At 59.1% G+C, this 13,653-nt stretch carries 9 protein-coding genes and 1 tRNA gene; 4 read left to right on the top strand and 6 right to left on the bottom strand.

What is annotated here, in order from left to right; all coding sequences use genetic code 11:
- Positions 1-22 precede the first annotated feature (22 nt).
- Positions 23-796, bottom strand: a complete 774-nt coding sequence (locus tag BM400_RS11580; RefSeq protein ID WP_089839308.1) for a hypothetical protein — start codon at positions 794-796, stop codon at positions 23-25.
- Positions 797-933: 137 nt separating this feature from the next.
- Between BM400_RS11580 and BM400_RS11575 the strand changes: the two genes are divergently transcribed.
- Together BM400_RS11575 and BM400_RS11570 are read left to right on the top strand one after the other, a co-directional pair.
- Positions 934-1,629: a response regulator transcription factor gene (locus BM400_RS11575; protein ID WP_089841800.1), complete on the top strand. Its 696-nt coding sequence runs from the start codon at positions 934-936 to the stop codon at positions 1,627-1,629.
- Between the two features lie 52 nt (positions 1,630-1,681).
- Entirely contained in the window at positions 1,682-3,055 is a 1,374-nt protein-coding gene (locus tag BM400_RS11570) for an ATP-binding protein (RefSeq protein ID WP_245781824.1), read from the top strand.
- Positions 3,056-3,202: 147 nt separating this feature from the next.
- Here BM400_RS11570 and BM400_RS11565 read toward each other — a convergent pair.
- From BM400_RS11565 to BM400_RS11555, 3 genes are all read right to left on the bottom strand, one after another.
- Positions 3,203-3,277: transfer RNA gene (locus tag BM400_RS11565), tRNA-Gly, on the bottom strand.
- 210 nt (positions 3,278-3,487) lie between these two features.
- The gene (locus BM400_RS11560) at positions 3,488-4,300 is read right to left on the bottom strand and encodes a glycerophosphodiester phosphodiesterase (RefSeq protein WP_245781823.1); all 813 of its coding nucleotides are present in this window, start codon (positions 4,298-4,300) and stop codon (positions 3,488-3,490) included.
- Between the two features lie 65 nt (positions 4,301-4,365).
- A complete protein-coding gene (locus tag BM400_RS11555) occupies positions 4,366-7,716 on the bottom strand; it encodes a TonB-dependent receptor (RefSeq protein WP_089839305.1) in 3,351 nt (1,116 codons plus the stop codon).
- A gap of 294 nt (positions 7,717-8,010) precedes the next feature.
- On the opposite strand from BM400_RS11555, the gene BM400_RS11550 reads away from it, so the two are divergent.
- Both BM400_RS11550 and BM400_RS11545 read left to right on the top strand, forming a co-directional pair.
- Positions 8,011-8,772 (top strand): DeoR/GlpR family DNA-binding transcription regulator, encoded by a 762-nt coding sequence (locus tag BM400_RS11550; RefSeq protein ID WP_089839304.1) that lies wholly within the window; start codon positions 8,011-8,013, stop codon positions 8,770-8,772.
- A gap of 49 nt (positions 8,773-8,821) precedes the next feature.
- A complete protein-coding gene (locus tag BM400_RS11545) occupies positions 8,822-10,294 on the top strand; it encodes a GHMP family kinase ATP-binding protein (protein ID WP_089839303.1) in 1,473 nt (490 codons plus the stop codon).
- A gap of 91 nt (positions 10,295-10,385) precedes the next feature.
- Here the strand turns inward: BM400_RS11545 and BM400_RS11540 are convergent, their stop codons facing one another.
- Positions 10,386-11,246: a sugar phosphate isomerase/epimerase family protein gene (locus BM400_RS11540; RefSeq protein ID WP_089839302.1), complete on the bottom strand. Its 861-nt coding sequence runs from the start codon at positions 11,244-11,246 to the stop codon at positions 10,386-10,388.
- A 192-nt stretch (positions 11,247-11,438) separates the two neighbouring features.
- Positions 11,439-13,637, bottom strand: coding sequence for a TIM-barrel domain-containing protein (locus tag BM400_RS11535; RefSeq protein ID WP_089839301.1), 2,199 nt, complete (start codon positions 13,635-13,637; stop codon positions 11,439-11,441).
- Positions 13,638-13,653 lie beyond the last annotated feature (16 nt).

Below are 13,653 nucleotides of genomic sequence, written 5' to 3'. Positions count from 1 at the left end.
CGTATGATGTGCCGAATGAGTTTCAGCGTGCCGCTCCCGTGCTCGGCAACACCTCAAGCAGCGCCGTGCTGTACCGCCAGATTTTCGGAGATGTATGCGTGGAGATAAGCGACAGCCGTGAAGGAGAGGAGGCAGAGCCTGTCTCTCGAGCTGTCACCTCGGTGAAGCCATAGAGCCCGCACGCGGAGGCCGAGTATATATCCACCGAAACCTCGTTGCTGCTGGCATCGCAGCTACCGTTGGCGATCAAGTGGGCATACACTCCACTGCGGCGGTTGTAGGCCACAACATCGCCGTTCCGATCGACCACTTCCGACTGCGAGGGGACGAGCTCGTCACCACCGATCTGGCTGACCGCGGAGTAGGAATCGAGATCCGATGGCTTTGGCATACGCGCTCCACGACTCGTGAGCGGATCGGCCATGGCACGCACCGTGACGCTGAGGGGCATATCGTGACCGGCAAGATGAAGCGCATCGAACTGAATGTCCAGAACCGCTTCCCTCTGCTTTGCGTAGGGTGTGTTGTCATAGAGGAAAGCATTGGCTGCCGCGACGTGGCCAACAACCTCGGTCCCCGCAGGAACCACTTCTCCAGTCGCCAGTCTGACGACCTGGGTTGTCTTGGCGAGAACCGTATCACCCGCGTGTGAGTGGTCGGCACTGACGGTCTTCGTAAAGGTGATGGGGAGAACAGTACGCGAGGAGGGCGGAGCGACGGGAACCCCGGTCGCCGGCTGAGAAAGAGCGAAGGCGGAAGATAAAAGAGAAACCAACACGACATACGACTTTGGCATGATTCACCTCGAGAACTGACTCCCAAAGTGAACCACTGCTTGTCCTTACAAAATCCTGACTAGTTTCTGACATTTCCGCAATGCCCCTTGCGGGAGATGTCGGGCTTTGGAATCATCAGGAAGAGGCGATTGCGAGTATGCCGTCCCATTCATCGAAGGTTCTGATCATCGAGGACGATCGCAAGATGTCCGATGCCCTGGAGTCCGGCATCCGGTCGGCTGGCTATGAGGTCCTCGCCGCCAGCACCGCGGAGGAGGGATTTTTCCTGATCCACAGCGGACAGCCTGATCTCCTGCTCCTCGATCTCACGCTTCCACACCGCAACGGGCTCGATATCCTTCGGCAGGTGCGTAAGGAAGGAATCGACCTGCGCGTGTTGATTTTGACGTCCCACAACACCGTGGACGATCGCGTGGAAGGCCTGCGTTCCGGCGCGGACGACTACCTCGGCAAGCCCTTTTCCTTTCCCGAACTGCTTGCCCGGATGGATGCCCTGCTTCGCCGCTTTCTGCCCCCGACCGCTCCATCCTCGCTCAAGGTCGGGGATCTGTCGCTCGATCCGAAGAAGCGCATGGCCTACCGTGCTGGCGACCCGTTGGACCTCACCCCGCGCGAGTTCGATCTGCTGCTGTACCTTGCCGAAAACGGCGGACGCACCGTATCCCGCGAGATGCTGGCCAGGGATGTGTGGCGGGAGACATCGCGCTTTACTCCGATCGACAATGTCATCGACGTCCAGGTCGCACGGCTCCGGCGCAAGATTGACGATCCCTTTGCGGTCAAGCTCCTGCAAACAGTGCGCGGTCTTGGCTTCAGTCTGCGGGAGCCGTAGCCCGGTGACCTTTCGGCCAACCAACCTCCGCACTCGCCTCACGCTCTGGTATGTGGGCGTGCTCGCGCTGCTCCTGGTCGTGTACGCGACCGTGGTGCTTGCCTTTCAGTATGGCGTACTCACCCGACAGATCTATCACGATGAGGTGCAGGATGTCGTAACTGTCGAGGGCCTACTCTTCTTCGACCAGGCCGGGGATCTCCAGTTGACGCAAAACTACTACTCGCGTCCTCAATCCCATCTGTTGGTAGACCGTCTTATGGAAATCCGTGACCTCTCCGGAAAGGTGCTTTACCGCACGTCTACCCTTCGCGGGATGGCACTCGGGGGACCACTGCGGAAAGGCGAAGGAGATACAGGGTTCGATCAGAGGCTGGTCAGGCTCGAGGATGGATCACACGCGTTTATCGTCAGCCATATCCATACGATGCAGGGTCGCACAGTCGTCATTCGCCTCGGCTATGATCTCGGACCGCTACGCGCCCGCATGTACCAGTTCTTCCTCTTGTTGTTTATCTCCATCCCCCTCGCGCTCGTGCTTGCGGCCCTTGCCGGTCAAACAATCGCCAGACGTGCCCTTCAACCGCTGGAGCAGATGACATCGCGAGCCCAGCGCATCACCGCGAGCAATCTTGGGGAGCGTCTCGACATTGCGAACGAGCGCGACGAGCTCGGCAATATGGCGCGCGTCTTCAACCATCTGCTGGAACGGCTAGAGCAGGCGTTCCGGCAGCTTCAGAGCTTCACTGCGGACGCCTCCCATGAACTGCGCACACCGCTGGCCGCGATTCGCACCATCAGCGAGGTGGCGCTTGAGAAGCCAACCGATGCCGAAGCCTATCGCGAGGCTTTGGGAAGCGTGCTGGAAGAATCGGCTCGGCTCAATCAGACGGTGGATTCCCTGTTGTTATTGGCGAGGGCGGAGAGCACGCCACCGGGCCAATCCCAACCCGTCTTCTTCGTCGGCGATTTAGTGCGTGAGGTCATTGCTCTTCTCGAAGTTCTTGGCGAGGAACGCGGCGTCCGCATCATCCAGAAGCAGGTTGAGTTGGCAAACGTCGAGGTCCACGCCGATCGTGGTCTGATGCGGATTGCGTTGATGAATATCGTGCACAACGCGTTGAAGTTCTCCCCTAAGGATTCCGCGATCATCGTCGATTTCGCGCAACCGTCGGCATCTTGGCTGCAGATCGGCATTCAGGATGAGGGACCGGGAATACCACCTGGGGAATATGCCAAGGTCTTTGAACGCTTCTTCACCAGCAGCGATCACGCTACGGCCGACATCAGCGGTGTGGGACTAGGGTTGGCGATCTCCAAGCTGGTCGTCGAGCGCGCTGGCGGGAGAATCGGATTTGATGAAGACTTTCAGCAGGGCGCACGCTGCCTGATCGACCTCCCCTGTACCTCGGCTGACCAGGGCTAATGCCGGAAACTTTCCGCAGAAGCCATCATGGAAACACGGAGGTATGAGAGACGGGATGTTTTTTGGGAGAACCCGACCTCTGCTTGTCCGACACAGGGTAGGGTTTTGACCTGGACTCACAGGCTCGGGGTCTGACTAGGCAACTTCTGGAGCGGGAGACGGGGATCGAACCCGCAACCAACGGCTTGGGAAGCCGCTACTCTACCATTGAGCTACTCCCGCTTCGTCGCTAATTATACCTCGCTGGGCCAAGACGAATCGACCCATGCTTTCGCAAAAAACTCGACGAAGGCAGGAAATCTTGTTTCGACCTCCGTGCGCATTCGTAGTCTATGGCCATTGGGCGAAGGCGTGTGGCAGCCGCGAAACGACGCTCGCCATCCAATCGGTAGGGCAGGGACAGAGAGATCCCTGCCCTACCGAGAGTCGCTCTCAATGCGTCGCGAGAGAGTGCGCGCGAAGGTAAGTGGCCAGCTCCGCTGGAAGATTCGTCTGGATGCCATTGGCACCCTGCTCGATAGCCTTCTGCCAGCTCTCCGGTTTATCGGCTTCGCCGAGGCGATCAACGAAGATCTGCGCGTGGGCCTGTTTTGCGACATCGATCACCGCATCCTTGAAGTCGTTGGCGTCGAAGGCGATCACCTGAAGGTGCAGGCCACGGTCGAGGAACTTGCAGATATCGGGGCTGTAGGCCTCGGGCATCACACGCAGGCTGGGACGGATCTTGAGCACCTCGTAGAGAAAGAACGGGTTGCCATAGATGACGACGTGATCCTGCATATCGTGGCGAACGATGGTGTCCACCAACTGCTGGGGCTCGGCCTCCTTGGTGTCGACATAGACGTTGATCTTGCCGTGGGCGAGATCGAGCGCTTCATCGAGTGTCGGTACCCTGATCCCCTGAAAGGCGGGTGCGAACTTCGCGCCTGCATCGAGCGCGCGGATCTCGTCGAAGGTATGCTTCGAGACTTCGCCAGTGCCGTTGGTGGTGCGATCAAGCTTGCTATCGTGCATGATGACAAACTTGCCGTCGGACGTCGTACGGACATCGAGTTCGAAGTAGTCAGCACCGGCATCGATGGCTCCCTGGAAGGCGGGTAGCGTGTTTTCAGGGTGATGGAGGTGCTCGCCACGATGCGCGATGACTACGATCTTACCCGGCGCTGCGGCGAGCGCAGGCGCGGGAACATAGGAGTTTGCAGTTGTCTGAGCCAACAGGGTTCCGCCGATAACGGCGGAACCCATGAGAAGGAGTGCAGTGGTTTTGAACAAGAGATTCTTCCTTTGTGTGGTTTGTGTGTGTTTGTGGGTTAGAAGCTAAAGCGGCCAATGAGCAGCACCTGCCGTGGGTCCTGCGCTCCGTTCACCGTGCCGAACGCTGCGTTGGTGATGCTGGTGTTGAGCCCGGAGAATTGCGGATGGTTGAAGGCGTTGTGCGCATCGACACGGAGGGTGAACTTCATGCGCTCGTGGATGGGAACATCGCGCATCAGGCTCAGATCCCAAACGTTCTGCCCAGGACCATAGAGGGCCGCGCGTGGAGCATTGCCAAGCGTATTCACTGGAGTGATGGCGAAGGCCGATGTGTTGAACCACTTCTGCACGGTGCGCGAACCACGCGGCAGATTCGGGTCGCCCACCTTCGTCACATACTGGCCGCCGGAGAAGATGCCGAGCTGGTCGTTCTGCGAGACGAAGTAAGGATAGCCCTGCTGGAACTGCGCCACGGTGCTGACCTTCCAGTGCCCGATCGCCTGCGAGAGAACCGGCGTGTGGTTGAGCACACGGCCCCCCGAGCCTACCGGCAACGCATAGACCGCCGAGAGCGAGAAGCGCTGCGGAACGTTGATCATCGCGATTCCCCACTGCGCATGCAGGTTGTATACGTTCTGGATGGCGGCGGCATCGGCGCGCGAGGGACCATCGACATCGTCGAGGTTGCGAGCCCAGGTATAGGCCGCGCGTACGGAGATACCGTTGCTCCACCGATGGCTCAGCGTTGCATAGAGAGCTGCGTAAGACGAGGCCGCCGCGTTGCTCAGATAGTTGATCGAGAGATACTGCGGATAGGGGCGGAGGCTCTGGCTGTTCGCGAGAGCGTTGCAGCAACCAGCCTTGGGAGCGATCTGGTTGATAGGCAGGTTCGCCGGCATATGCACCCCGTGATTGCCGGCATAGTCGATATCGAGGATCCAGTTGTGGCCGAGATCCTGCTGTACACCAAGCTGCCACTCCTGCAGATAGGGAAGCACTGAGGTGAGTTGCTGCTGCACTAGATTCGCGGTTGGCTTGGTGAGGCTGGAGGGGATGAGCGGGTTGCCGTTCGCATCCACGTTGGGGCTATATGCGGGAACTCCCTGAGACAGGAGAAAGGCCGGTGTCACCGACGGATTGGAGCTCTGGAAGCTAACGTTGACCGTGGAGGTCGAGGTAAGCCCGTTGCCACCGTAGCCGATGCTGGGCAGCTCGTAGATTCCGTAACCACCACGCACGGTTGTGTTGCGCAGCGCATGATAATTGAACCCGACGCGCGGCAGAATGCCCGTATACACATTCGCGATCAAGCTGTGTGGAGCGCCATTGCGGCCTGCGAACTGAACGCCGCCCATCTTCTGCGTGGTTGGATCGATGATGTTCGGGTTGAAGCTGTACATGTTGTTGTGAACTTCGGAGTAAGGTCCGTCGAACTCGTACCGCAGGCCGAGGTTGATGGTGAGGTTGGAGAAGAGCCTGTAATCGTCCTGCACATAACCGGCGAAGTAGTTCAGATTCTGGTGGAAGATCGTATTGGTCGTGCTGATCCCGGAGCTTCCGGGATAACCGAGCATAAGGTCGGGCAGACCCAGGCCGGATTGACCGCTGGCCGTCGTAAAGGTTCCGGTGAAGCTATAGCTTCCAGCCAGCACGCCGGGGGTGTAGTTGCTGTAGGCATAGCGCATGAACTCGCCACCGAGCGAGAGGCTATGCCTGCCCATCTGCATCACCATGGCATCGTTGAGGATGTAGTGTCCATCGCGCGTCAACGAATAGGAACCGGCTCCGAAGCTGGTGTACTGCGAGGTCGAGATGCTGGGGAACTGCGTCAGCGGCACGCCCTTGAGACCGATGGAGTCCGCATCCGCAGCGGCGGGATAGCTGAAGTTCACCTCAGACACATACCCGACGCGAGCCTCGTTAGAGATGCGTGGCGAAAAGACGTGGCTCCAGGAGATGGCGTAGTGATCGTCCGTCCAACCGCCATACGCGGAGGTGTTGGCTGCGTTCGGAATCACGATCGTAGGCTGATTGCGTGGACCGTCGCGGGAGAACTTCGCCCACAGATGATCGTAGTCCGAGGGGTTGTAGTCGATGCGATCGGCGTTGTACAGATAGGTGGTGTGCGCGGTCGGGGTCAGGCAGTAGTTGTAGGTCTGGTAGGAGCAGTTCGGCTGCGGAAAGAACGCGACGATGTTCAACCCGACGGCGTCGAGCCGCGACTTGGGAATGATGTTACCGGAGAAGGGTGTGCGGCTGATCTTCCCGTTGGTAACGACCGTGGTCGTGGGATCGTAGATCGTCGCGGTCGGCGTTCCCTGCGGGGAGATGCCGGAGAAGTCGCCGCTGCGCTCAGCCAGCGTCGGCACATTCGTATTGACCGTCTTCACGGCATTGTTGATCGTGTCTTCCCAGTCGGTGAAGAAATAAAGATGATGCCTGCGTCCGTCGAAGAGCCTCGGGATGCGGACCGGGCCACCCACGGAGCCGCCGAAGTAGTTGAAGGACTGTGTTGGCTTGATCGTGCCGGGCGCGGTGAAGTAACCGAGAGCCACGAGATCCTGTGAGTTGTAGGTCTCGAAGGCGCTGCCGTGGAAGTGGTCCGTACCCGACTTCGTGGTGGTCAGGATGGCACCGCCGCCACTCTGTCCGTACTGTGCGGAGAAGGGCGCGGTCAGCACCTGAAGTTCTTCAGTCGAGTCCGGCGTGGGGATCAGGCCGTAGGTTCCGTCGGTGCCCATGTTGCTGGGCAGGCCGTCGATGATAATCGGATTCGAGACCGGCCTGCCTCCACCCAGCGAGAGGTTGTTGACGTTGGAGTAGTTCTGGCTCGTGCTTGACGCCCCGGCGAAGGTCTTGGTGATCAAAAACTCATTCGCCCCCTTGCTGCTTGTGTTCTCGGGCAGATCGATCAGTTCGCTTGTGCTCAGCTCGCCGCCGATCTGTGAGTTGGTGTAGTTCAGCGAGCTTCCGGCATTGCTGACCGTAACGACCTCCGAGGCCTCGCCCAACCGCAAGGTACCGTCGACGACGAGCTCCTGATTGAGGACAAGGTGGAGTTCGCTGGTCGCAAATTGGGCAAACCCAGCCTTCTCAAAGCGAACGATGTACCCACCCGGCTTGAGAAACGAGACGCGGTAGCTCCCACTCTTGTTGGTGACCGTCTTGTACTCGGTGGTCGATGCGGTCTCGCGGACGGCGATCGCGGCCCCCTGAACCACGGCTCCACTGGGGTCTTTGACGACGCCGCTGATCGCCCCATAGACGGATTGGGCAGGCAGCAAGGGCGCAGACGCGAGCACGATCAGGAGCAGCGACAGACTGAGAACCGGATGGAGCGCTCGACCGCCGCCGCAGCGGGATCGAAGATGGCCAACGGCAAGAGAGGCAAAGGAGAGCAGATTCATAGAGACCTCGACAGGAAAAGATCGTTCATTCGTTGTGGCGCGTGAGGATCACTTCAAAGCTGGAAGCGATCCGTGCCTTTAGATCAGGGAGGCATGGAAGCCCGGTTAGAAGCAGCGGTGATGGAACGAACATAGCAAAGCAAGTGTTAATAAAAGACAAATTGGAGCGGCCAAGATGAGAAATTTTCACATTATGACCCATTCGTCCCGTAGAGACTTTTCGGACTTCCGACCCCGTCATGGGTTACGATATCGGTATTATCAATCCAGTCTGTTCTTGGAAGTGGTTTAGGAATGAGTGAGATTACCGAACTTTCGCGCCTTGACCTGATCGTCGGAATGTTAAAAACAAACACGTCCGCGTCCATCGCTGAGATCGCACAGGCGTGTCGTGTTTCGCAGATGACGATCCGCCGCGATCTGCAGAAGCTCGTCGAATCCGGGCAGGTGATCCGCATCCCTGGAGGTGCGAGGATCGAGTACTGGCGCGGCGCAGAGCGCAGCTTCCAGGAGCGGCTCGAGAAGATGTCAAATGCCAAGCGACAGATCGGCGCGGCGGCGGCAGCGCTGGTGGCCGACGGTGAGTCGGTTGTGCTCGACTCTGGCACGACGACGCTATATATCGCTAGAGAGCTGCGTGCGCGGCGCGATGTCGTAGTCTTCACCTTCTCGCTTGCGGTGCTTGAGGAGCTGGCGTCCGCAGAGGGGATCCGCGTCGAGCTGACCGGCGGAGTCTACCGGCCCAGCAGCCATGACCTGATCGGCCATGCGGTGGCGAAGAGTCTGGCTTCCGTCTACGCCAGCACCGTGATCTTCGGAGCCGCATCCATCTCCTTCACGCACGGCGTCATGGTGCATGACCCCGACACCCAGCACGAGCTGCTGCGGGCAGGAAAGCGCAAGGTGCTCGTCGTCGACAGCAGCAAAATCGGGGTCGAAGCGACCTATCGCCTCTGCGGCATCGAAAACTGCGACCTGATCGTGACGGATCGGGGCATCTCACCCGAGCATCTCGTCCGTCTGCGCCAGATCACCGCAGTCCAGGTTGCGGAATGAGCCCCGTGTTAATGTTCCTTGAATAACCCTTCGATATGCTAACGGCACTATGCAAGCTATCGCCCCCAACCCGCCGGAGACCGGATGCTTTGAGGAGGCAGTGGCCGCTACGATCGAGGCACACGACTTCTTCACCTCCGAAAAGCCTCTCTGGGTAGCCAGGGCGCCCGGACGACTGGATGTCATGGGCGGAAATGTCGATTACACCGGAGGCATGGTGTTGCAAAGCCTGCTGCGGGAAGCGGTATGGGTCGCGACACAGCGGAGAAACGACGACATCCTCCGCGTCTTGAACCCAGGGGCGGCACAGTTCGGCTGGGAACCGTGCCTCCATGTCACGATGGCAGACCTCCATGATCTCGATTGCCTGAAGATGCTGTGCGAACTCCAGGCAGGCTGGCGTTGGGGATGCTACGTTCTCGGCGCGGTCTACTACCTGGCGAACTTCCACGGATGTCAGACGAAGGGTGGACTGGATCTCTTCGTCCATTCGGATCTCCCTCCGAACAAAGGAGTCAGTTCCTCAGCCGCGCTGGAGGTGGCAACCCTCAAGTCCGTAGCGGGCGCATGGGGCGTCGTTCTCCAGGGCGTCGCGCTGGCTACCGCCGCGCAATGGGTCGAGAACGTTGTGGCCGGTGCCGCATGCGGCATTATGGACCAGGCCGCGATCGTCTGCGGCGAAGAGAATCGCCTTCTCCCGATTGTTTGCCAGCCCTGTGAGATTCAACGCTCCATCGCTTTGCCACCCGGCGTGTGCATCTGGGGCATCGACTCCATGGAATCCCGTTCGACTACAAGCGTGGCGTACGAGCGTGCGCGAGCTGCGGCGTTCATGGGCTACAAGCTGATCTGTCGTCGCATCGGCGTTGAAGTCCTTCCGGAGACAGAATCGAAGATCCCCCGATGGACCGATTCGCGCTGGCACGGGTATCTGTCGAACCTCACCCCTTCGGAGTTCCGCGACCGGTTCGAGCATTGGCTTCCCGAGTCCCTCAGCGGACAGGACTTCCTCGACTCCGCCGGACAACATGTCGATCCGTTTACAAGGATCGCTCCACATTGCGAATACCCCGTTCGCGCCGCGGTCCGGTACGCGACCGAAGAGAATCTCCGCGTGCGGACCATGTTCTCCCTGCTGGAAACAGTCTGGACCGACCCGGCCAGTTCCCTGCGTGTCGCCGGCGGACTCCTCCTCCAGTCGCACGTCGCCTATTCAGAGTGCGGCCTAGGCTCCGCGTCATGCGATGAGTTGGTCGCCAGGGCGCTCGATGCTGGCTTCCCCGGCGCGAAGATGACGGGCGGAGGAGCGGGCGGAGTCGTTGCCATTCTGGGCACGGCGAACGACCAGAGAGCGATTGAGATCATGGTGGGGGAGTTCGCCTCCCAACATGCCAAAGCGCCCCATCTCTTCGAAGGAAGTTCTGCAGGAGCAGACGCCTTTGGCGTTCATCTCATGCAGCTTGATCCTGCCAGGAAAACTGGCCCCCGCGAACAAACCAAACTACAGAGGTGTCCCCGCTAGCTTAAGTCGCTCATGATGGCGGGGTGATGAACAGCCGCAGGATCCCACGGGGCAGCCCGGAAGGCCACCCCGTGAGCGCACTCTCTGAACGCTAGCCCTTGTAGCCCATACCGGCAAGCACGCCGCGCATGTAGGCAAAGCTTTCCACCACACCTGGCATCGGATCGTCAGCCTTGATCTCATACTCCAGATCCACCGTTCCCGGGTACTTGATCGCGATCAGCGACTTGAAGATCCCGGGGAAGTTCAGGATACCCTCGCCCACGGCTACCTGACTGTCGCGGCTCGATGCATCTGCCAGATCCTTGACATGCATGTCGAAAAGACGCGGCCCCACCTTCAGAATTGCCTCTTCCGGCAGGACACCCGCACGCAAACAGTGCCCCGCATCGATACAGCACCCGATGCGCGGATCCAGCTTGTCGACCGCCTTCAACACATCGAGCGGCGAGGGGAAGTTCTTATCCTCTGTACCATGGTTATGGATCGCAAGCTTGATGTCGTACTCCTTCACAAACTTGTTCAGCCGCGGCAATACCTCGTGCGTGGGAGCCGACACAATCACCGGAATACCGGCCGCCTTCGCGTACTCAAACTTCGAACGAATATCATCGTCCTCGTCCTTATTGAACGTGACGGTGCCCATCGCAACCAGCGTGAAACCAGCGGCACGGTAAGCATCCGCCTCTGCCTTAACCTTGTCCGCAGGAACCATCGGCAGGTGCATATCCTTGAGGTTCAAATACGGAGTCTTCAACTGCTTCGCAAACTCCATCAGCTTGGCCGAGTCGAACTTGCGGAAGGTATAACTTGCGATCCCAAGGCGGATCGGCGAAGGCTTCAGACCCGACACTGGCGGTTCGGCCACCGCAGACAGCGGGCTCAGCATAGCGGAGGCGGACAAGGCGGCGCTGGTGCGCAGGAGACTACGGCGGCTCAGTGTATTTTTCATCGAGCCGAATGATACCGGAGAAACACCACCGCGCGACAGAGGCGAACGGTCTGAACAACAGAAAAATCCGGCGCAGCTAACCCTGGATCTCCTTGATCAGGTAGGCGTCTCAACGTCATTTCAGACGACGAAGACGCCTACCCGCTGAATTTCAACGACTTGCCCCATTCAGATCGTATCGCCGCTTCAATCTCAACGAACGGCCCGAACGGTGTACGCCTCGCCCGGGATGGGAACAAAACTGAATCCGAACCCTTGGGGAATGGCAGAGACCGTTGTTCCATGGCTATCGGTCACGATGACACCCTTCCACCTCGTGCCAAACGGAAGACCGGTGATTTTCACCCCAATCGCCTTCTCGGACTCGGGCAAAGTCAGGGTCGCCATGGCTTCGGCAGCCACCGGATAGACCACTACGCGGACGGCCTTATCCATCTCTTCGAGTGTGACCCCGGAGCCTCCGATGAACAGCGGCGTCTTCCCTGCGGGAAGCCCAAACTGCTTCAGCGTCTGACCTCCCTCGTACATCGTGCCATTGTCGAAGTCCATCCAACGCCCCTTCGGGAGATAGATGTCTCGCGTCTGTGCCGTGGCATAGTCGCTGCCATAGAGAGGCGTCGCGAGCATCGCATCGCCAATCATCCACTCGTAACCGTGCTCCGTCGCGTTCTCGTGGCCATAGGCGTGATCATCCTGCGGGAAGGCGATGGGAAGCGGCGTCATCGTCCAGGGATAGCCATCCTGAGCAAACTTCCTCGCATTGCTGAAAAGGTAGGGCGCGAAACGAGCATGCAGTTTAGCGGAATCCAGCATCACCTTCGAAACCTTCGCCGAAAAGGTCCACGGTGGCTCTCCCATTCCCATGGAACTATGCAGAGCAGCCCATTGCGCGTTGCGCATCATATAGGCCTCCATCGCGGGTGTTCGCGTGGTGGAGAAGCGATCTTCGCCAAAGGTTCCACCCACAATATCGGGATACACCAGCGGAAATCCCGCATACGCGAGAGCAAGCGAGTTCACCGGGCCACGATCCTGATCCTGGTTATAGTTGAAGTCGTTGATACGATGCAGATCCCCGTTCGAAGACAGATAGCCGTTGCGCTCAATGATGATCTTCTTGTCTGCCATCAGGCGATCGTTCGTCGGGTCGACTTTATCGTCACGCAGTCCATACGCGCCGTAGCCGTAGAAGTCTTCTTTATAGCCATCGACGCCGTAATCGTTCCATTTCTTGACCAGCGCCATGTACCAGTTGAGAGCCTCGGGGTTATGCGCCTCCAGCAGATAATAAGGCATCTTCGGCCATCCCCCCGTAAAGACCTGCGCCTTGCCATCCTTCATCATGAAGTAGCCTTTACGGACACCCTCCGCAGAATACGGTCCAGTCGTAATGAAGGTAATGCGCAGACCAAGCATCGTCTTCAGCCCTTCACGATGGAAGTGAGCCATCAAGCCAGCGGGATCGGGATACTTCTCTTTGTCCCACAGGCCGAAGCTCGTGGTCTCATGCATCTCAGGCCGAGTAGGCCAGAATCCCGAGCCGATCACGATCCACTTGAGCGGATAGCCCTCCCCAAGATAGCGATCGATGCTGTCGCGAACTGTCTTGGTGTTGGTATCCCACCCAAGCGCTCCGAACGCCTCCCAGCCCACACCGAAGGCCTCATACTTCGGCATCATTACCCTGAAGCCAGCGGTGTTGCGAGTCGCGAGATACTCGCGGTAAATCTCATGCGGCGTACCGAAGAAATAGTGCATCGGCACCCTTGCCTGCGCGTGCTGCACCCCCTGCACAATCTGCGTGCAGCTCGTATGGACGATCTTTGTAAAGGGATCGACGAGTAGTTCCGCAAAGCCCTGCTTAGGATAGATGACGAAGTTGCTGACAAGACGCGTCAAGCCCTGGCCCGAGAGAAAGGTGTCGTCCGCAAAACCGGTGACATCCGTGTTGAACTGCTTGTTCGAGAGCGTCGAAAATTCCTTCTGCTCGACCGCATGATCGGCGAGCCCGAACGCCGGCTCCGCGCCGCCAGAGACAAACCTCACCTCGTCGCCAATTCGCGCGGGCTCCGCCAGCAACTCCGCATGGTGCGGCTGCAGGTTGACGGTGATACGAACCTTGCCTCCGGCTTCGCTTGTGCCTGCGAGAACACATGAAGAGACACTGCAACTCCCCTCTGTCTTGACGCTCACCGGACTTCCGGCAAGCAGGAGTCCGGCCTTCGCATCCGCCGAAACAATGCTCTTGCCAGCCTTCACGAAGGCGTAGCGAAAACCGTGCGCATCGGCTATGAAGGTGACTTCGCCGCTCTTGAGCACGATGGCGTCCTGCGCGACGGAGGCAGCGCCTGGTATGAAGACTGCCAGAAGGAGTAGCTTTCCAAGTGTCATACAATCTCCTGAGATC

The sequence above is a fragment of the Granulicella pectinivorans genome, from assembly GCF_900114625.1.
In the GTDB taxonomy this organism is placed as follows: Bacteria; Acidobacteriota; Terriglobia; order Terriglobales; family Acidobacteriaceae; genus Edaphobacter; species Edaphobacter pectinivorans.
The sequence above is the reverse complement of the archived record's forward strand: the minus strand, read 5'-3'. Positions and strand labels throughout refer to the sequence as shown.